At 72.4% G+C, this 18,103-nt stretch carries 19 protein-coding genes; 8 read left to right on the plus strand and 11 right to left on the minus strand.

Features of this window, described 5'->3' with window-relative positions; all coding sequences use genetic code 11:
* Positions 1 to 3: 3 nt before the first annotated feature.
* From sbnA to QT196_RS04355, 3 genes are all read right to left on the minus strand, one after another.
* Complete coding sequence (gene sbnA, locus QT196_RS04345) at positions 4 to 981, minus strand: 2,3-diaminopropionate biosynthesis protein SbnA (protein ID WP_290354375.1); 978 nt, start codon at positions 979 to 981, stop codon at positions 4 to 6.
* A gap of 375 nt (positions 982 to 1,356) precedes the next feature.
* Positions 1,357 to 1,806 carry a hypothetical protein gene (locus QT196_RS04350; protein ID WP_290354376.1) on the minus strand — a complete coding sequence of 150 codons (450 nt, stop codon included), beginning with the start codon at positions 1,804 to 1,806 and terminating at the stop codon, positions 1,357 to 1,359.
* Between the two features lie 146 nt (positions 1,807 to 1,952).
* On the minus strand, positions 1,953 to 2,579 hold the full coding sequence (locus QT196_RS04355; protein WP_290354377.1) for a TetR/AcrR family transcriptional regulator: 627 nt from the start codon (positions 2,577 to 2,579) through the stop codon (positions 1,953 to 1,955).
* A 113-nt stretch (positions 2,580 to 2,692) separates the two neighbouring features.
* Here QT196_RS04355 and QT196_RS04360 point away from each other — a divergent pair, with 113 nt between their 5' ends.
* From QT196_RS04360 to QT196_RS04375, 4 genes are all read left to right on the plus strand, one after another.
* Positions 2,693 to 3,883 carry a cytochrome P450 gene (locus tag QT196_RS04360; RefSeq protein WP_168477680.1) on the plus strand — a complete coding sequence of 397 codons (1,191 nt, stop codon included), beginning with the start codon at positions 2,693 to 2,695 and terminating at the stop codon, positions 3,881 to 3,883.
* 4 nt (positions 3,884 to 3,887) lie between these two features.
* Positions 3,888 to 4,103: a ferredoxin gene (locus QT196_RS04365; RefSeq protein ID WP_168477682.1), complete on the plus strand. Its 216-nt coding sequence runs from the start codon at positions 3,888 to 3,890 to the stop codon at positions 4,101 to 4,103.
* Between the two features lie 217 nt (positions 4,104 to 4,320).
* Positions 4,321 to 4,617, plus strand: a complete 297-nt coding sequence (locus QT196_RS04370; protein ID WP_168477684.1) for a hypothetical protein — start codon at positions 4,321 to 4,323, stop codon at positions 4,615 to 4,617.
* Positions 4,618 to 4,805: 188 nt separating this feature from the next.
* Entirely contained in the window at positions 4,806 to 5,573 is a 768-nt protein-coding gene (locus tag QT196_RS04375) for a PE-PGRS family protein (RefSeq protein WP_266734811.1), read from the plus strand.
* Positions 5,574 to 5,787: 214 nt separating this feature from the next.
* Here the strand turns inward: QT196_RS04375 and QT196_RS04380 are convergent, their stop codons facing one another.
* Complete coding sequence (locus QT196_RS04380) at positions 5,788 to 6,078, minus strand: zf-HC2 domain-containing protein (protein ID WP_168477688.1); 291 nt, start codon at positions 6,076 to 6,078, stop codon at positions 5,788 to 5,790.
* A 49-nt stretch (positions 6,079 to 6,127) separates the two neighbouring features.
* Here QT196_RS04380 and QT196_RS04385 point away from each other — a divergent pair, with 49 nt between their 5' ends.
* Entirely contained in the window at positions 6,128 to 6,721 is a 594-nt protein-coding gene (locus QT196_RS04385) for a sigma-70 family RNA polymerase sigma factor (protein WP_085923611.1), read from the plus strand.
* A gap of 80 nt (positions 6,722 to 6,801) precedes the next feature.
* Here the strand turns inward: QT196_RS04385 and QT196_RS04390 are convergent, their stop codons facing one another.
* Genes QT196_RS04390 through QT196_RS04400 form a run of 3 tightly spaced genes read right to left on the minus strand, consistent with a single transcriptional unit; the run spans position 6,802 to position 9,946 of the window.
* Positions 6,802 to 7,275 carry a copper chaperone PCu(A)C gene (locus QT196_RS04390; protein WP_168477690.1) on the minus strand — a complete coding sequence of 158 codons (474 nt, stop codon included), beginning with the start codon at positions 7,273 to 7,275 and terminating at the stop codon, positions 6,802 to 6,804.
* Positions 7,272 to 9,668: a heavy metal translocating P-type ATPase gene (locus QT196_RS04395; protein WP_290354378.1), complete on the minus strand. Its 2,397-nt coding sequence runs from the start codon at positions 9,666 to 9,668 to the stop codon at positions 7,272 to 7,274. The genes QT196_RS04390 and QT196_RS04395 overlap by 4 nt, the downstream gene beginning before the upstream one ends.
* The gene (locus QT196_RS04400; RefSeq protein ID WP_168477694.1) at positions 9,665 to 9,946 is read right to left on the minus strand and encodes a hypothetical protein; all 282 of its coding nucleotides are present in this window, start codon (positions 9,944 to 9,946) and stop codon (positions 9,665 to 9,667) included. Before QT196_RS04400 ends, QT196_RS04395 begins: the two co-directional genes overlap by 4 nt.
* A 256-nt stretch (positions 9,947 to 10,202) precedes the next feature.
* Here QT196_RS04400 and QT196_RS04405 point away from each other — a divergent pair, with 256 nt between their 5' ends.
* Complete coding sequence (locus QT196_RS04405) at positions 10,203 to 11,471, plus strand: cytochrome P450 (protein ID WP_168477696.1); 1,269 nt, start codon at positions 10,203 to 10,205, stop codon at positions 11,469 to 11,471.
* 77 nt (positions 11,472 to 11,548) lie between these two features.
* A complete protein-coding gene (locus tag QT196_RS04410) occupies positions 11,549 to 12,436 on the plus strand; it encodes an isocyanide synthase family protein (RefSeq protein WP_248001572.1) in 888 nt (295 codons plus the stop codon).
* A 15-nt stretch (positions 12,437 to 12,451) separates the two neighbouring features.
* On the opposite strand, the gene QT196_RS04415 is transcribed toward QT196_RS04410, so the two are convergent.
* From QT196_RS04415 to QT196_RS04430, 4 genes are all read right to left on the minus strand, one after another.
* Positions 12,452 to 13,240, minus strand: coding sequence for an ABC transporter ATP-binding protein (locus QT196_RS04415; protein ID WP_168477698.1), 789 nt, complete (start codon positions 13,238 to 13,240; stop codon positions 12,452 to 12,454).
* Positions 13,237 to 14,295 (minus strand): iron ABC transporter permease, encoded by a 1,059-nt coding sequence (locus tag QT196_RS04420; protein ID WP_248001573.1) that lies wholly within the window; start codon positions 14,293 to 14,295, stop codon positions 13,237 to 13,239. The genes QT196_RS04415 and QT196_RS04420 overlap by 4 nt, the downstream gene beginning before the upstream one ends.
* Positions 14,296 to 14,321: 26 nt before the next feature.
* Positions 14,322 to 15,395 (minus strand): ABC transporter substrate-binding protein, encoded by a 1,074-nt coding sequence (locus QT196_RS04425; RefSeq protein ID WP_168477702.1) that lies wholly within the window; start codon positions 15,393 to 15,395, stop codon positions 14,322 to 14,324.
* A gap of 187 nt (positions 15,396 to 15,582) precedes the next feature.
* Positions 15,583 to 16,512, minus strand: a complete 930-nt coding sequence (locus tag QT196_RS04430; protein ID WP_290356606.1) for a LysR family transcriptional regulator — start codon at positions 16,510 to 16,512, stop codon at positions 15,583 to 15,585.
* A gap of 139 nt (positions 16,513 to 16,651) precedes the next feature.
* Between QT196_RS04430 and QT196_RS04435 the strand changes: the two genes are divergently transcribed.
* A complete protein-coding gene (locus QT196_RS04435) occupies positions 16,652 to 17,896 on the plus strand; it encodes an MFS transporter (RefSeq protein ID WP_290356608.1) in 1,245 nt (414 codons plus the stop codon).
* The last annotated feature ends 207 nt before the right edge of the window (positions 17,897 to 18,103 follow it).

An 18,103-nucleotide genomic window follows, 5' to 3' on the forward strand; every position in this document is an offset into this window, starting at 1 on the left:
CACTCAGGCCGGTGCCTGAGATATTTTCTTGTTGCCGACGTTCTCGGGCCAGCGTTCCGCCACCCAGTCGTCGTTGTAGATGGTCTCCAGATAGCGGTCCCCGAAGTCGGGTGAAAGGGCCACCACGACACTTCCGTCCGGGATTTCCTTCGCGGCATCCTGCACGGCACACAGCACCGTGCCGGACGAGCCCCCCAGCAGCAACCCGCGTTCTTCGGCCAGCGTCCGGCACATCTCCACGGCAGCCGACTCGGAAATGAGCACGACCTCGTCGATATTCCCGGTGTCCAGAATTTCCGGCCGCCGGCTCGTCCCCAGGCCGGGAATGTGGCGGCGGGCGGCGGGCCCGCCGAAGGTCACGGAGCCCACGGCGTCCACCGCGATGATCCGGGTGGCGGGGCTGTGGCGGCGCAGGTACTCCGCGCAGCCCATCAGGGTGCCGGTCGTGCCGGCCCCGATGAAGGCGTAGTCGATATGGCCGATCTCCTCGAGGAGCGCACGGCCCGTGCGGTCCCGGTGGGCCTGCGGCCCGGCCGGGTTGGCGTACTGGTTCAGCCAGCACAGGTCGGGGTCGCGGCGCAGCCGCTCGCCGATGTAGTCGATACGCGACTGGAGAAAGCCGCCGTGGACGTCCCTGACGTCGATGACCACCACCTCGGCGCCCAGGACCTCCATCAGACGCCGCGACTGGGCGGTGGCGTTGGGGTCCGTGACACAGGTGAGTTGGTAGCCCTTCGCCGCGCACACCATCGCCAGGGCGACGCCGAGGTTGCCCGACGTCGATTCGATCAGCCGGGTCCGCGGGAAGCAGCGCCCGGAATCCTCGGCCGCCGCGACCAGTGCGACAGCCGTTTTGAGTTTTACCGAACCGGCAGGATTGAGGCCTTCCAGCTTGAGGAAGACTGAACTGCCGGGAACTAATTGGTCAAGCCGGATGAAGAGATCATCCAGTACGAGATCATAAACTTCTTCCGCTATCACCAGAATCCAAACCGTTGAATATGGGCAGCGCAAAACAATTGCGCTCGCCGAAGCGAGGAGCCCACGGGCTTGTTGGTCGGCGCACGGGTCAGGTGCGCGCTACGCAGAAGGGACTCTTCCCCCGTCCCCCGTTGTCACAAATCCCCCATTCGCGATGTGACAGAACAATCCTGCCATCACGCAAGGCCGATGACAATGATTATATGGAAAACAAAAACGTTGAATCGTGAAATGTGGCTTGATCCCGCCCCATGACAACGCCCCTGACCAGCCATTACCACCGGTGACGCGACAGGGTGAACTTCGGCCGCCCCCGGACAAGCAGCGGGCCCGGGGTCAGGACCCCGGGCCCACCACGCGCCATCTGAACGGGTATCAGAGCAGGCCGAGCAGACCGAGGTTGAGCAGGCCGTTCCTGCCCAGACCGGAGCCATCGCGGTCGCCGTCGTAGCGGTCCCGGTCCCGGTCGCGGCCGTAGCCGTCGCGGTCGCGGTCGCGGCCGTAGCCGTCGCGGTCGCGGTCGCGGCCGTAGCCGTCGCGGTCGAAGCGGTCATAGCCACCGTCGCGGCCGTAGCCGTCGCGGCGGTCGCGGCGGTCGCGGCCGAACCCGTCATAGCCGTCGTGGCCACGCTGCCCGACGCGGCCGTGGTGGCGGTCGTGCTGCTGGTTGCCGGGGTGGCCCTTCTCGCAGCGGTGCGAGGCGCAGTTGGCGGGCGAGCTGCTGGGGGGCGTGGTCGCGGCGGTGGCGGCGCCTGCCGTCGGCACCACGAGGGCAGCTGCGGTCAGGCCGGCCACTGCAAGGCCGCGCGGGATCGAACGGAGCATGTTTCCACCTTCACTCGACTCAGCAGAAAATGAATATTTCCTGCAAAGACGACGATAAGCGGGCATTTGTCCACCGCCCTGCGACCCGCCGCAGAGTCACTGGAACGCAGCACGCAGGGCAAGGAACCACGCCGTGACCTGGCCGTTCACTCCGGATTCCCGGTGCTTTCCCCGTCTGCCGGGCCGTCCTTCGGGAGGTTCTCCAGCAGGTTCCCCAGGGCGCCCGCGACGAGTGCGCAGACCGTGTCGGGGTCGGCACTCGCCAGCGGTTCCTTGGCGACGACCACCCGCATCAAGCCAATTCCCAGCAGCCACGACAGCGCCAGATCCGCCCGCAGACTGCCGGTATCGGACTCCGAGAGCGTGCCGAGGACCTCCGCGTACTCCTCCCCCAGCCCGCGCAGCGCCTCCCCGATCTCGTCGCTGCCGCCGATGGAGCGCAGGCACACCTCCAGCGAGCGGTCGGCCCCCGCTCCGCCGCCGGCCAGCATTCCGCGCAGCGCGACCTCGAACAGCCGCTCGGCGGGCGTGCTGCGCAGCTGCTCGTGCCCGCCGCGTGCCATCACCTCTCCGAACAGGGCCTTCTTCGATCCGAAGTAGCGGAACAGCAGGGCCTGGTTGGCCCCGGCCCGGGAGGCGATGTCGCGCACCGTCGCCCGTTCGTAGCCGCGCTCGGCGAACAGCTCCGATGCGGCATCGAGCAACCGCAGCCGGGTTCCCTGCGCGTCCCGCCGGGATGCGTTCGCCGTGCCGTCCTGCGGGGTCTTCGCCATCGCCACGCTCCTCTTCGTCGGACCGTCACGAAGACGGCCACAATGCGTCGTTGACCGCCTCCGGGGGGCGGCTTACCGTGATGTAAGCAGGTGCTTACACAAGGGAGGTCGCCTTGACCACAGCCGACACAGCACCCCTCTCCTACCCCTTCAATGTTCCCGAGAGCCTTGAGCTTTCCGAAGAGTACGAACAGGCCCGCAACCGGCCGGGACTGCTGAAGGTCCGGATGACGTACGGCGAGCCGGCCTGGCTCGTGACCCGGTACGCCGAGGCCCGGTTCGTCCTCGGCGATCAGCGTTTCAGCCGCGCCGAGGGCGCCCGGCACGACGAGCCCCGGCAGTCCGAAGGACGCACCGACAGCGGCATCCTGGGGATGGACCCGCCCGATCACACCCGGCTGCGGACGCTGGTGGCCAAGGCCTTCACCGTGCGCCAGGTCGAGAAGCTCCGGCCGCAGGTCAAGCAGCTGGCGCACGAGCTGCTCGACGAGCTGGAGGCGGCCGGGCCGCCGGCCGACCTGGTGGACCGTTACGCCCTGCCCATTCCCGTGGCCGTGATCTGCCGGATGCTCGGGGTGCCGGCCGAGGACCGGCCACGGTTCCGGGTGTGGAGCGATGCCGCCCTGTCGACAAGTTCCCTGACCGCGGCGGAATTCGACGCCAATATGGAAGAACTGCGCGCCTATATGCGGCAGTTGATCGAGGAGCACCGGCGCGCTCCGCGGGACGATCTGATGACGGCGCTGATCGACGCCCGGGATGTCAACGACCGGCTGTCCGAAGTCGAGCTCGTGGACCTCTGCGTCGGCATTCTGGTCGCCGGGCACGAGACCACCGCCACCCAGATCCCCAACTTCGTGCTCGCGCTGCTGGACCACCCCGGCCAGCTGACCCTGCTGCGCGAGCGGCCGGAGCTGATCGGCGGCGCGGTGGAGGAGTTGCTGCGTTTCGTACCGCTGGGCAGCGGCGCGAGCCAGGCCCGTTACGCCACGGAGGATGTCGAGGTCGGCGGGACGCTGGTGCGGGCCGGAACCCCGGTGCTGGTGGCGGTGGGCGCCGCCAACCGGGACGCGCTGCGCTTCGATGCACCCGGGACGCTGGACATCTCCCGGACCGGAATGCAGCACCTCGGATTCGGACACGGTGTCCATCACTGCCTCGGTGCGCCGCTGGCCCGCCTGGAACTCCAGGAGGCGATCGGCGCTCTGATCACCCGCTTTCCGGACCTGCGGCCGGCCGGTGACGTGGTGTGGAAGAGCGAGATGCTGGTGCGCGGGCCGAGGGTCATGCCGGTGGGGTGGTGAACGGATGACCTGGCAGGTGGAGATCGACCCACAGCAGTGCATCGCCTCGGGCTCCTGCGCCGCCATCGCCGCGGACCTCTTCGTCGTGGACGGCGCGTATGCCCGGCCGTTGAAGGACCGGATCGAGGAGGACGAGCGCGCCCTGGACGCTGCCGATGTCTGTCCGGCCGCCGCCATCACTGTCCGGGACGGTGCGGAGGTCGTCGGACCCCGGCCGTAGGGCGACGCATACCGACGGGGCGTGGCGCCGGCCACGCCCTGTTTGTGTGATCGCCGCTGGTCAGCTCGAACTCCCGGTGTCGGCAGTCCAGTTGGGAACTGAGCGCGGCCAACGCCCGCGACCGCCCCGCCCCCTCACCCTCCGTGGTCGGAACGCAAGATCATTTCATGTAGGCTTACTGACTGGTAACGACCCATTTTTCGACCAGGGGGATCTCATGCATCGACGTATTTCCGCTCTCGCCGTGACCGCGGCCGTGGCCGGCGGTGTGCTGTTCGCGGCGCTGCCCGCGCAGGCCGCCACCACGGCCGTCGCCCGGCAGAGCGTGGCAGCCGGGGGCTCCATCAGCGTCAACATCGACGAGCTGCGCCAGCAGTCCGCCGACCTGAAGGCCAAGGCCGCGCGGCTGGACAATGAGGGCGAGCACGAGGCCGCCCAGCGTGCCCGTGCGGAAGCCAACGCGCTGGACGAGCGGATCCAGGCGTACCTCGACGCCGAAGAGAACATGTCCTGACCACACGTCAGCGCAGTCGCGTCGCCCGCCCCGAAGCCATCGGGGCGGGCGACGCCGTTGTGTACGGGGCGACCGGCGGACGGCCGCCCCGCCCCCGGACCGTCAAACGCCGCCCGGCGCCCGGGGAAACGGCAGGTCGGGGCCCCTCTCGTTCCGCTGTGAAGCCGGGGTGCGACGATGGCCCTGTCATGGATGCGGGGCAGGTTCTCAGAGGGCTGCGGGCCGCGGTGTTCGCGGCGGTCTGCGTACTGCTCGCTGCGCTGGGCCACGCGGTGATGTCGGATGCCGTGATACCCGGTTGGCTGCTGCTCACCGCCTGGGTGGGCACCGCGGCCGGTGCCTGGTGCTGTGCGGGCCGGGAACGCGGCCCGCTGCTGGTGGGATTGCTGACCGTCGGCACCCAGGCCGCCCTGCACACCGCCTTCTCCTTCGGCCAGGCGGTCACCGGTTCCGGTGGCGGCGAGCGCTCGCTCATGCGCCAGTGGGCGGACAGCTGGCTGTGCGGCGCCCAAGGGATGCCGTCCTCCGGAGCTGACCACGCCGAGCTGATGCGGATGATGCGTCAGCAGATGGCGGCCATGCCCTCGACGGGGCACGGGGGCCGGATGCCCGGCATGGAGCACATGGCAGGCGGCCACATGGCCGGGATGGCCGACCCCGCGCAGCAGATGCCGGGGATGCACGGCAGCGCGACCGGCATGCTCGCAGCCCACCTGCTGGTCGCCCTGATCAGCGCCGGATGGCTGTGGGGCGGCGAGCGGGCCGCGTTCCAGCTCGTACGGACCGTGTCCACCTGGCTGTTCGCGCCCCTGGTGCTGGTCCTGCGGATCGTGCTGCCCGAGGCGCGGCCCGCCGTACGCACCGCCCGGCAGGAGCCGCGGCACGCGGTGCGGCCATTGCTGCTGGCGCATACGAGGTCGTTGCGGGGTCCGCCGCGGGAACCGGCTGTCGTCTGACAGCGCGGACGAATTCCCGAGCCGGTAGGACGGACGGGCGCAGACGCACGCGCCCGGGGTCCCGGCTCCGACTTCACCGGTCCCCGCCGGAGCGCGGTGGGCCGGATCATGCGAAGGACTCCAGATGATGAATCCTGTCCGGATGCCGGTGGCACCGCCGCCCGCATCCGCATCCGCACCGGTGAGCGGGGGCGGGCGCCCGCGGGCCGCCGGGTCAACCGGCCCGTTTGCCGCCGGTGTCCGCCGTGCCGGGAGAGACCGGGCCCGGCAGTACGGCAGCCGACCGCAGCCGGGCGAGCAGCTCATCGGCGGCCGCCCCGTCGTCTTCGGGGTGCGCGGTGGCGCGGTCGAGGCCCGCCGTCAGAGCCTGTGCCTGCGCGTGCCACCGCCGGCAGTCCGGGCAGCCGGCGAGATGGTCGTCGAGCCGGTGGGCGGTGAGTCCGGGGGGCAGTTCCTCGCCGTCGAGGCGGGCGGAGAGTGCCGTACGGATGCGCGAGCAGAGCATGTGTCCATCCTCCCCGAAGCCGCACCGGGCGGCGAGGGGCGGTCGCGGGATGCGGGATGACGAGGCGGTGACGGGCTGGGCGCTGGCCGCCCGTACCGGTGACGAGCGGGCCGTGGAGCAGTTCGTGCGGGCCACGCAGCTCGATGTGCGGCGCTATGTGACGCATCTGAGCGGTGATCCGCAGGCGGCCGACGACCTGGTGCAGGACACCTATGTCCGGGCGCTGCGCAGTCTGCCGCGGTTCGAGGGCCGGTCCTCGGCGCGGACCTGGCTGCTGACGATCGCCCGTCGGGTCGTGGCGGACCGGATCCGGTCCCAGGCGGTCCGGCCCCGGCTGGCCGCGACGGACGACTGGCAGTCGGCCGCGGAACGGGTGCAGCCGCGTGGCGTGCCCGGGTTCGACGAGGGCGTCGCGCTGGCCGAACTGCTGGCGGCGCTGGCGCCGGAGCGGCGGGAGGCGTTCGTCCTCACCCAGCTGCTGGGGCTGCCGTACGCGGCCGCGGCCGGGGTGATGGGCTGTCCCATCGGCACCGTACGGTCCCGGGTCGCGCGCGCCCGGGAGACGCTGGTCGCGCTGCTGACGGACGCGGAGCGGCCCGAAACGGCCGAGGGGCCGCGGGTCTACGCGGATGCCGTGGCCTGACGGGCCGCTCACCCGCGGGCGGCGGGGCTCAGGGACGGGCGCGGGCCCGTTCCGTGAGCCCCGCCGTGTTTCCGGCCGCTTCACCCGTCACCGGGGCGTACCGCGCGGGCCCGTACGGTCTGCGAGGGGCTGTGGCGGAAATGCAGGGTGAAGGTGAGCCGGTCGCCGGGCGCGAGCCGGGGCGGCGGGCTGACCATGACGTCCAGGCCGGTCGGCGTCATCCTCAGGGCGGCACCGGCCGGGACGGTGACGGTGCCGACCATCGCCATACGCCGGGCGTTGTTCCCGATGTCGACGGTGCGGCTGAGCATCGTGCGATGGCCGGCCGGGCCGGTGACACCGGTCAGGACGTCGTCCGCGCCACCGGTGTTGCGGAGGGTGAAGAACGCGGCGGTGGCCTCGGATCCGCCGGCGATCAGCACCCGGCCCTCGGCGACGCTCAGCTTCGCGGGGGTCCCCGCGTTGCCGGTGGCGGTCCAGAGGGCGAGGACGTTGAGCGTCACCAGACAGGTGACCAGCGGTACGGCGACGGCCGAGAGGGGCAGCCGTTTCATCGGGTCTCCCAATCTGCTTGCGCCCGGGGACTGTGCGGGCGGCGGGCGGACGTGCCGCCCGGCCGCCAGGCGCGCAGCCGGAGGCTGTTGCCCACGACGAGCAGTGAGCTGGCGGACATGGCGGCCGCGGCCGGCATCGGACTGAGCAGGCCGACGGCGGCGAGCGGCAGGGTGACGAGGTTGTAGCCGAAGGCCCAGACGAGGTTGCCGCGAATGGTGCCCAGGGTGCGCCTGGCCAGGTGCACGGCGTCGGCGATGGCCTGGAGGTCCTCGCGTACCAGGGTCACATCGGCCGCGCCGATCGCGGCGTCGGTGCCGCTGCCCATGGCGATGCCGAGGTCGGCGAGCGCGAGGGCGGCCGCGTCATTGACCCCGTCGCCGACGACGGCGACCCGGCCGCCCTGTTCCTTGAGGGTGGTGACGAGGGCGGCCTTGTCCTCGGGGCGGGCCTCGGCGTGGATCTCGGTGATGGCGAGGTGGTCGGCCACCGCGCGGGCGGTCGCGGCCCGGTCGCCGGTGGCCAGCACCGGCCGCAGTCCCAGGCGGCGCAGCCGGTCGACGGCTCGATAGCTGTCGGGGCGGAGGGTGTCGCCGATCGCGAGCACGGCCTCCGGGGTGCCGTCGACGGTGATCAGGACGGCGGTGTGGCCGGCCGTCTCCGCGGTGTGTACCGCGTCCGGCAGCGGCGTCGGCAGACCGGTGAGGTCGCCGGGCCGGATGACCTCCACCCGGCGGCCGTCCGCGGTGCCGCGGACGCCGTGCCCCGGTGTGGCGCTGAAGTCCGTGACGGGCGGCAGTGGTTGGCCCGGCTGCTGCTCGTCCGCGTAGGCGGTGACCGCGCGGGCCAGCGGATGCTCGGAGCCCCGCTCGACGGTGGCGGCCAGCCGCAGCGCCGCCGCGGCGTCGAGGCCGCCGGTGCGCGCGGTGAGGGCGGCGACGCTCATCCGGCCCGTGGTGAGGGTGCCGGTCTTGTCGAGGACGACGGTGTCGATGCGGCGCAGCCGTTCCAGCGCCTCCGGTCCCCGGACCAGGATGCCCAGTTGGGCGCCCCGGCCGGTGGCGGCCAGCAGTGCGGTCGGGGTGGCCAGCCCGAGGGCGCAGGGGCAGGCGACGACGAGGACGGCCACCGCGGCGGTGATCGCGGCCTGCGGGTCGGCTCCGGCGCCGAGCCAGAAGCCCAGCACGCTGACCGAGACGGTCAGGACGGCGGGCACGAAGACGGCCGCCACCGCGTCGGCGAGCCGCTGGACCTTGGTCTTGCCGGTCTGGGCGTCCTCGACGAGCTTGGTGATGCGGGCGAGTTGGGTGTCGGCGCCCACCGCGTCGGCCCGTACCTCCAGCAGGCCACCGGAGTTGACCGCGCCGCCGACCGCCGCCGCTCCCGGGCCGACCTCGACGGGGCGGCTCTCGCCGCTGATCAGGGACAGGTCCAGGGCGGAGCTGCCCTCGACGACGGTGCCGTCGGTGGCGATCCGTTCGCCGGGCCGGACCAGGAAGTGGTCGCCGACCCGCAGCCGACTCACCGGGATGCGCCGTTCACCATCCGGGGTGCGTATGGCGACTTCCTTGGCGGCGAGTTCGGCCAGCGCGCGGAGTGCGGCGCCGGTGCCGCGCCGGGCCCTGGCCTCCATCCGCCGTCCGGCCAGCACGAACAGCGGTACGCCGACGGCGGCTTCAAGGTAGACGTGGGCCGTGCCGTCGCCCGCGGTGGGCAGCAGGCTGAACGGCATCGTCATCCCCGGCGCACCGGCCCCGCCGAGGAACAGCGCATAGGTGGACCAGAGGAAGGAGGCGGCGACGCCGAGGGAGACCAGGGTGTCCATGGTCGCCGCGCCGTGCCGCAGCCCGCGCAGCGCACGGGTGTGGAAGGGGGCGGCGCCCCAGACCGCGACGGGGGCGGCAAGCACGAAGCACAGCCACTGCCAGTTGCGGAACTGCCAGCCCGGCACCATCGACAGGACCAGGACGGGGAGCGAAAGCAGGGCGACCGCCAGCAGCCGGTGCCGCTCGGCGCGGGCGCCGTCGTCCGGAGGGTCCTGGGGGGCGGCGGTTTCCGGTGCGTCGCCGGGGTCCTGGCCGTCCTGATGGCCGGTGGGCGGCAGCCCGTTCTCCGGGGCCGACTCGGGGGCGGGTGCACGGAGCTGTGCGGTGAACCCGGCCGCCTCGACGGTGCTGATGAGGTCGTCGACGGAGACCGCCGCGGGGTGGCTGACCGTGGCCCGGCCGGTGGCGAGATTCACCGAGGCGGCGACGCCGTCCAGCCGGCCGAGCTTCTTCTCGACCCGGCCCACACAGGCGGCACAGGTCATCCCGCCGATGGTGAGGGTGGTGCTGCGGGCCGGGGTGGGGGCGAGGTCCGGCGACGGGGTAACGGGACCGGGCTCCGGCGTCATCGGGGTGCTCCCACCGGCACCGGGCCGGGGGCCGCGGCACCCATCCCGTGCATGCCGCCCATGTCACCGCCATCGCCGGGCGTGGACCCTCCCGTACGGGTGCCGCCCGCCGGGTGCAGCCCCGGGGCAACCGGCCCGACGGCGGTCCCGGCCGCGTACGACAGCATGCCGAGCACCACCAGCAGCGCGAGGAAACCGATGACCGACCGGGCGGGCAGCAGCCGTGTGACGGCCTGGCGAAGAGGGGGCCGACTGCGGTCGGCCGAAGAGCTGGACATCGCGTCATCGTGGCAGCTGACGGTGGGGCCCGGCGGCCGATCCGGGGGTTGTGCGCACGTGAGGTTTGTCCTGTTCCGCCGCCGGAACTCACCGGCCGCCGCGCCCGACTACCTGGGTTTGGACGGTGTCCCCACGCCCCTCTTCGCCCGCCCCGGCCGAAATCACCTCCCCCGGCGGGAACTCGGCGCTCCCGTTGCCCGACCTCTCCAACGCCGCGCCAACCGGGCGCCGGACCCCCACCGTTGAGGAGCCACCGTGTCCCCATCGTCCGAACCCGTCGAGCTGTACGGACCGGAGTACAAACGCGACCCCTATCCCCTGTACGCCGAGCTGCGCGAGCGCGGCCCGGTCCACCGGGTGCGCTTCCCCAGCGGGGTGTGCGCCTGGCTCGTCACCGGCTACGAAGCCGCGCACCGGGCCCTCACCGACCCCCGGCTGGGCAAGCACCACTCGCGGGGCAACGCGGCCTGGCGGGCCCGCGCCTCGATCATGCCCGAGCCCCAGCACTCCCAGCTCCAGGTGCATCTGCTCCACCAGGACCCGCCGCGGCACACCGCGCTGCGCCGGCTGATCACCGATGCCTTCGCCCCGCAGCGGGTCGAGGCGCTGCGCCCGCGCTTCCAGGCGATGGCCGACGCCCTGCTCGACGGGCTGCCGGACAGCGGCGCCGCCGACCTGGTCGAGGTCTTCGCCGCCCGCTTCCCCTTCCAGGTGCTCGCCGAAGTCATCGGGCTGCCGACGGAGTTCGCGGACCGCTTCGACCGGGACTGGGGCAAGGTCGTCCAGCCCGTGGGGCCCGAGGACCCGGGCCGCCCGGCGTACGAGGCGCGGCTGCGCGGGCTTCAGCAGTACATCGCCGATCTGGTCCGCCACAAGCGCGCCGAGAGCGGCGAGGATCTGCTCTCCCGGCTGGTGGCCGCCCGCGATGCGGGCCAACTCGGCCAGGAGGAGCTCGATTCGATGGTCTTCCAACTACTGGTGGCGGGCCAGGAACCGGTCACGAACCAGATCACCACGATGCTGGTCACCCTGCTGCGCCACCCCGCGCAGCTCACGACGCTGGCGGGCCGCCCCGAACTGCTGCCGCACGCCGTCGAGGAACTTCTGCGTCATGACAGCGCCTTCGAGCTGACGACCTGGCGGTTCTTCGCCGAGGACACCGAGCTGTACGGCACCCGGATCCCGGCGGGCGACTCCGTCATCGTGTCGCTGAGTGCGGCCAACCGCGACGACCGGCAGTTCCCCGATGCGGACGCCCTGCACTTCGACCGCACCCCCAATGCGCATCTCGCCTTCGGCCACGGCATCCACTTCTGCCCCGGCGCCGCGCTCGCCCGTATCGAACTCCAGGTCGCCCTGGGCACCTTGCTGAGACGGCTGCCGGAGCTGCGGCTCGCCGTCCAGGAGGACGAGCTGTCATGGACCCCGGCAGTACTGGCGCGCGGCGTCGACCGGTTGCCGGTGACCTACGGCGGCTGCCCGTACGCGGGCTCCGGTGCGAACGGGCCCGATGCCGCGTGCTGACCAGCCCGCCGCCGCTGACCCACCCGGCGCCCCCGCTCCCGGAGGCGCCCTCCGACGTCCGGGCCCGCTGCGCCGAGGTGCTCGCCGCGCTCCTGCCCTACCGGCGCACCCTGGACACCGGCCACGCGGACACCCCCGACGCCTTCCCCGCCCACCTGCGGCAGCTCGCCGTCCCGGTGGCCGCGGGTGAGCCGATCGTCTTCACCCTGCCGGGCTTCCCCTGCAAGTCCCCCAACCCGGCCAAGGTGTTAGGGCACCTCCCCGACGAGGGCGAACGGCTGGCCCTGCGCTTCCTGGACGCGCTCTGCGCCCGGATCGCGGCGCACCACCCGCCCGGGGCGCGGGTGGTCATCTGCTCGGACGGGCATGTCTTCAGCGATCTCATCCAGGTGCCGGACCGCGACATCGACGCCTATGCCGACGCGCTGCGCGCACTGATCCACGACGAGGGTCTGACCCGGCTCGATGTCTTCGATCTGCGGGATGTCTACGGGCAGCGGCTGTCCCACGACGCCAAGCGGTCCCTGGTCCATGAGCGCTACGCGCCTGACCTGGAGACCCTGCGGTCCCTGACCCGCACCGACGAGCCGACCCGGCGGCTGTACCAGGGCATCACCCGGTTCCTCTTCGAGGACTCCGTCGCCTTCGCGGGGACCCGTTCGGCACTTCAGCGCAGCTGCCGGCGGCGCGCGTACGGGGTGATGCAGCGCAGCCGCGCCTGGGGCGAGCTGATCGCCGCCCACCATCCGGAGGCGTTCCGGCTCTCCATCCATCCGCAGCCGCGCGGCTCCGCCAAGTTCGGCATCCGGCTGCTCGAAGCGCCCGACGCGTGGCTGACGCCCTGGCACTCGTGCGTGCTCGAACATGCCGACGGGCGGCGGGAGTTGCTGCACCGGGCGGAAGCCGAGCGGCTCGGCCGGCTGGTGTATCGCCAGGGACGGCCGAGCCACTTCGTGGCCGGGTGAGGGGCGGGGTGGGCGTCAGCCGCCGTCGGCGGGCAGCGGCTCCCGGTGGTCGAAGGCGATCAGCGGATCCCCGGTGAGCGGATGCTCGGTCACCGCGGCGCGCACCCCGAAGACCTCGGCCAGCAGCTGCGGCGTCAGCACCGCACGGGGCGTTCCGGAGGCCACCACCCGTCCGGCGTGCAGCACATGCAGCCGGTCGCACAGGGACGCCGCCGCGTTCAGATCGTGCAGCGAGATGAGCGTGGTACGGCGCTGGGCGCGCAGCAGCGCGAGCAGCTCCACCTGGTGGCGTACATCGAGGTGATTGGTGGGCTCGTCCAGCACTAGCACCTCCGGGTCCTGGGCGAACGCCCGTGCCAGGAGCGCCCGTTGACGTTCCCCGCCCGACAGGGTGGAGAAGCGGCGGGCGCCCTGTCCGGCCATGCCGACGGCGGCCAGCGCGCGGGCCACGGTCTCCCGGTCGGCCCGGTCGTCGCCCGCGAAGGCCCGCTTGTAGGGCGTACGGCCCATGGTCACCACTTCGCGGACGGTCAGCTCGAAGTCGCTGCCGCGCTCCTGGGGCAGCGCGGCGACCTGCCGGGCGGTCCGGCCCGGGGAGAGCGTGCGGAGGTCGGTCCCGGCGAGCAGTACCCGTCCGGCGGTGGGCCGCAGATGCCGGTAGACGGTGCGCAGCACGGTGGACTTGCCGCTGCCGTTGGGCCCGACCAGTCCGGCGATCTCACCGGCCGCCGCCATCAGCTGCACCCCGGCGACGACATCCCGTCCCGCGTAGCCGACGTGCAGCCCCTCGATCTCGACGTTCATCGCCCCTCCTCCAGCCGCCGGTCCAGGATGAACAGCAGGGCGGGCGCCCCGATCATCGCGGTGACCACACCGATCGGCAGTTCCTGGGTGTCCATGGCCGTACGGCATACGAGGTCCACCACCACCAGCAGCAGCGAACCGGTCAGCGCGGACAACGGCAGCAGCCGGCGGTGGTCGCCGCCGAGGAGCAGCCGGCACAGATGCGGCACCATCAGGCCCACGAAGCCGATGGCACCGGAGACCGCGACCAGGACGCCGGTCAGCAGTCCGGCCACCACGAACAGCTCGCGGCGCAGCCGGGTGACGTCCACGCCCACCCCGGCCGCGGTCTCATCGCCCATGATCAGCGCGTTCATGGCACGGGCCCGCGCCTGAAGGGCCAGCAGCCCGGCGGCGACCGCGAGGGCCGGCAGCCACAGCATCTGCCAGGTGGCCCCGCTCAGGCTGCCCATCAGCCAGAACAGCACGCTGCGGGTCTGCTGTTCATCCCCGGCCTGTAGGACGAGGTAGCTGGTGAAGCCGGACAGGAACTGCCCGACGCCCACACCGGCCAGCACCAGCCGCAGCGGGGAGAATCCCCCGCCGCGCCGGGCCATCCACCACACCAGCGCGAACGAGCCGAGCGCCCCGGCGAACGCGGCCCCCGAGAGCCCCAGCCCCAGGCTCCCGCCGGCCGTGACGCCCAGCACGATGGCGGTGACCGCGCCCAGCGACGCGCCGTTGGAGATCCCCAGCAGATACGGGTCCGCCAGCGGGTTGCGTACCAGCGCCTGGGTCGCGGTCCCCACCAGGCCGAGTCCCGCCCCCACCAGCGCCGCCAACAGGGCGCGCGGTACGCGCAGTTGCCACACGATCAGGTCGTCGGTCCCGGGCCGGGGCGGCGCGCCGCCGAGCCGCCGGAACACCACCGACCAGACATGTCCGGGCGCGATATCGGTGGCGCCCAGCGAGACCGCCGCGGTCAGGGCCGCCACCAGCGCGACCCCGAGCCCCAGGGCGAGCAGCCCGGCACGCGGCGTCCACCGCCCGGACTGCTCGGCCCCTTCCTCACCTATGTGCGGATCGATGACCGCCGCGGCCACTACCGCGCCGCCTTGAAGCGCGCGGGGTGGATGGTGTGCGCGATCTCCTCGACGGCGTCCGCGGTGCCGACCCCGGCGACCGTCGTCCGCTCCGAGCCGATCCGCAGAAACTTCTCGTTGCGCACCGCCGCGAGCCCCTTGGTGGCGGGGAAGCTCTTCAGGAACGCCGCGGCCTCGTCGAACGCCTTGGCGTTGGCCTTCGCGTCGCCCCGGTTGCGGACCCCGAGCTGGATCCAGTCCGGGTTCTTGGCGACCACGTCCTCCCAGGACACCGGCTTGAAGTCGCCGTCACAGCCCTCGAAGACATTGCGCGCCCCGGCCTGGCCGATCACCGCGTTGGCCACCTGCTTGCGGCAGACCGCGACCGGCTGCTTGGTACCGGCGTCGTAGTCGAAGAAGAAGTACGTCGGCCGCTTGCCGGCCGGGATGTCGCCCACCGCCCGGCGTACCTTGCCGACCTTCGCCCGCATCCCCGCGACGAGGGCGTCCGCCCGCTCGGCGGTGCCGGTCACCGCGCCCAGCCGCTTGATGTCCCCCTCCACACCGGACAGATCGCGCTGCGGCTTGTCGGCCATCGGCGCACACGCGGTGGACGCCAGGTAGAGGTGCTTGATGCCCGCCGCCTTGAACTCCTCCGCGGTCGGCGCGTCCCCCGCCTTGCCCATGATCTTCATCGCCGCGAAGGAGTCGATATACAGATCGGCACCCGAACCGAGCAGCTTCTCCTTGGGGATCACGGACTTCGACAGCACCGGCACCTTCCTGGCCCCGGCATCCAGCCCACCGGGCAACGTGCCCTTGCCGGGCGGGAATCCGGTCCCGATGACCCGGTCACCGGCGCCCAGCCGCAGCAGCATCTCCAGCGCGGCGGCATTGCTCGTGACGATCTTGCGCGGCGCGGCGGAGAACGTGGTCGTGACCCCCTGGCAGTCGGCGACCCGTACGGGAAAACCCGCCCCACCGTGCCCCGACGCCCCCTGGTCCGCGCCCGGCCCGCCCCCCGCTCCGCCGCCGCACCCGGTGACGGCCACCGCGACAACTACCGCGACACCGCACAACTTCCAAGGACGCATCGTGCTTCTCCCCTATCCCTCACCAGCCGGCACCCCGGCCGCATCACCGACCGCCCACGGCGCCCGACGGACCGCACACGCGACCCGGCACAGGTAGTCGGCCGGGTAGCGGGGGCGGTTCCGGGAGGGGGTGTCCTTTTCGACGGGACAAAGCGCGGTACCAACTGCGGCAGCCCCCCGCCATCCCTCACCGCGCCCAGCGCGGTGTCCATGTCCCGTCCGCGCGGTCGGCGGGCCGTGTGGCGGCGAGGTAGCTGCGCAGGGTGGTGAGGGCGGGGTGGGGGTTGTCGGTGCGCCGGATCAGGGAGTGGGGGTAGACCGGTGTCGGGTCGTGTACGGGGACGCGGCGCAAGTCCTGGTCGGCGGGCCAGACGAGGCGGGTGTCGGCGCCGACGAAGGTGGCCAGTGAGGCGGAGTCGGCGATCGTGTCGAGGAGTGGTTCGGTGCCGAAGTCGGGGCCGGTCACCTCGATGGTGAGGCCGAACTCGGTGGCGAGGTCCTCGTAGTAGGCGGCCCATTCCGTACCGGCGACGATGCCGGGCATCCAGATCCGGTGTCCGGCGAGCTGCGCGGGGGTGACCGTGCGGGTGGTGGCCAACGGATGGGCCGGTCCGGTGAGCAGCTGGATGGGCTCGTCGAAGACCCAGGCGGCCTCGACGCCGTCGGGGAGTTGGCGGGCGGGCAGGGTGACCGCGCGGAAGGACGCGTCGATGGTGCCCGAGCGGACCGCGGCGATGGCCGCGTCGGCGTCGAAGAGCGTCACCACGTCGAGTTCGGTGTCGGGGTGCGCGCGGTGGAAGTCGCGCAGCAGACCCGCCGGGCAGAGCCGCCGGCCGATCACATCGACGCGCAGCGCGCGGCTGCCGGGCCGGACCGAGGCGGCTGCCCGCTCCGCGGCCCGGATCAGCTCGCGGGCGTGGGGCAGGAACGCCTGCCCGTCGATGGTGAGCCGGGCGCCGCGCGCAGTGCGGGTGAACAGCCGCACACCGAGGTCCTTCTCCAGCGCGGCGATGCGCTTGGAGACGGCCTGCTGGGTGATCGAGAGGGTGGTGGCGGCGTCCTGGAATTGCCCCGCGTCGGCGACGGCGACGACGGTGCGTACGGCGGTGAGATCCACGCCCGGCAGTGTAGTCACACAACGGATGGTTGTGGCCTGCCGGGTGGATTGGTTGTTTGATCGGGGGCTTGCTGCTGGCTTGGATGGACCCGGTCAACGTGGAGTTGTCGTGGGCGGGGCATCGAGGGGCGTGGTGGGCATGCAGGGCGGACGGTCGCTGGGGCGGCAGTTCGGGTGGCTGTGGGCGGCGTACGGGGTCAGTGCGTTCGGGACCCGGCTCGCGTTCGACGCGTTTCCGTTGATCGCGGTTCTGGTGCTGCACACCGGGCCGGCGGCGGTGTCACTGCTGGCCGCCGCGGGGCTGGCGGTGGGGGCGGCGGTGGCGGTGCCGCTCGGCCCGTGGGTGGAGTTCCGCCGCAAACAGCCCGTGATGATCGCGATGGATCTGGCGCGGTGCGCGGCGCTGCTGACCGTCCCCGCCGCGTACGCCCTCGGTCTGCTCGGCTTCGTCCAGCTCCTGGTCGTGTCGGTCGTCGTCGCCGCGGCGGACATCACCTTCAACGCGGCCGGCGGCGCCTGTCTGAAGGCGCTGGTGCGGCCGGCGGACCTGCTCGTCGCGAACTCCCGGTTCGAGTCCACGAACTGGACCGCCACCGTGCTCGGCCCGCCGCTCGGCGGGGCCGCGATCGGGCTGTTCGGTCCGGTGCTGACCGTGCTGGCCGATGCGGTCAGCTATCTGCTCTCGGCGGTGGGAATCCGCGCGATCGGGGGCAAGGAGGAGCGGCCCGTACGCACCGGTGCACCACGGCTCCGGGCCGGGGACCTGCTCGAAGGGTGGCGGTACCTGCTGACCCACCCGGCGCTGCGCCCGTTGTTCTTCAACACGGTTCTGGTCAACGGCCTGATCATGGCGACGTCGCCGCTGCTGGCCGTCCTTCTGCTCGGGCGGCTCGGGTTCGCCCCCTGGCAGTACGGTCTCGCCTTCGCGGTGCCCTGCGTCGGCGGGCTGATCGGCGCACGACTGGCCCAGCGGCTCGTCGCGCGGTTCGGACAGCACAAGGTCCTGTACACGGCGGGGACGCTACGGGCGTGCTGGTCGCTCGGGCTGGTCCTCGTCCGCCCCGGCACCGCCGGGCTGGTGCTCGTCATGGTCGTCGAGCTGGGGCTCATCACCTGCATGGGCGTCTTCAACCCGGTGTTCGCGACCTACCGGCTCGACCGGACGGCGCCGGACCGGATCACCCGCACCCTGTCCGCGTGGTCGGTCACCAGCAAGACCACCACCGCGGCCCTGACCGGGCTATGGGGCCTGCTGGCCGCCCTCACCGGCCCCCGCACCGCGATCGCGGCCGCCGGTCTCCTCCTGCTCGTGACCCCGCTCCTGCTCCCCCGGCACGCGCACGCGCCGCGACACGAGCCGGAAGTGGCCGCGAGTCACCTCTGAAACGGCCCGGTCGCCCTCTGGGGCGTCATCTGCGGCCAACAGGCGGTGTGGTGCCGGGCTCTCCCCTGTGGAGCCCGGCACCACCGCCGGGAAGGGCGGCAGTTGCGAGGTGCGGAAAATCTGTGAGCGGCCCCCTGCGCAACATGCCCGCCGGTCGTTCAGCGGCATCGCCTTGGTGAGGATCCTTCAACCAAACCCACGTTGTCA

The organism is Streptomyces sp. P9-2B-2 (assembly GCF_030406865.1).
In the GTDB taxonomy this organism is placed as follows: Bacteria; Actinomycetota; Actinomycetes; order Streptomycetales; family Streptomycetaceae; genus Streptomyces; species Streptomyces platensis.

Bases quoted from the DNA above. Each gene is read 5' to 3' on its own strand.
- QT196_RS04355 (WP_290354377.1), bottom strand. From the start codon at position 2,579: ATGGCGAAGACCCCGCAGGACGGCACGGCGAACGCATCCCGGCGGGAC.
- QT196_RS04375 (WP_266734811.1), top strand. From the start codon at position 4,806: ATGGATGCGGGGCAGGTTCTCAGAGGGCTGCGGGCCGCGGTGTTCGCG.
- QT196_RS04385 (WP_085923611.1), top strand. From the start codon at position 6,128: ATGCGGGATGACGAGGCGGTGACGGGCTGGGCGCTGGCCGCCCGTACC.
- QT196_RS04435 (WP_290356608.1), top strand. From the start codon at position 16,652: ATGCAGGGCGGACGGTCGCTGGGGCGGCAGTTCGGGTGGCTGTGGGCG.
- QT196_RS04400 (WP_168477694.1), bottom strand. From the start codon at position 9,946: ATGTCCAGCTCTTCGGCCGACCGCAGTCGGCCCCCTCTTCGCCAGGCC.
- QT196_RS04425 (WP_168477702.1), bottom strand. From the start codon at position 15,395: ATGCGTCCTTGGAAGTTGTGCGGTGTCGCGGTAGTTGTCGCGGTGGCC.
- QT196_RS04415 (WP_168477698.1), bottom strand. From the start codon at position 13,240: ATGAACGTCGAGATCGAGGGGCTGCACGTCGGCTACGCGGGACGGGAT.
- QT196_RS04395 (WP_290354378.1), bottom strand. From the start codon at position 9,668: ATGACGCCGGAGCCCGGTCCCGTTACCCCGTCGCCGGACCTCGCCCCC.
- QT196_RS04390 (WP_168477690.1), bottom strand. From the start codon at position 7,275: ATGAAACGGCTGCCCCTCTCGGCCGTCGCCGTACCGCTGGTCACCTGT.
- QT196_RS04370 (WP_168477684.1), top strand. From the start codon at position 4,321: ATGCATCGACGTATTTCCGCTCTCGCCGTGACCGCGGCCGTGGCCGGC.
- QT196_RS04350 (WP_290354376.1), bottom strand. From the start codon at position 1,806: ATGCTCCGTTCGATCCCGCGCGGCCTTGCAGTGGCCGGCCTGACCGCA.
- QT196_RS04380 (WP_168477688.1), bottom strand. From the start codon at position 6,078: ATGCTCTGCTCGCGCATCCGTACGGCACTCTCCGCCCGCCTCGACGGC.
- QT196_RS04365 (WP_168477682.1), top strand. From the start codon at position 3,888: ATGACCTGGCAGGTGGAGATCGACCCACAGCAGTGCATCGCCTCGGGC.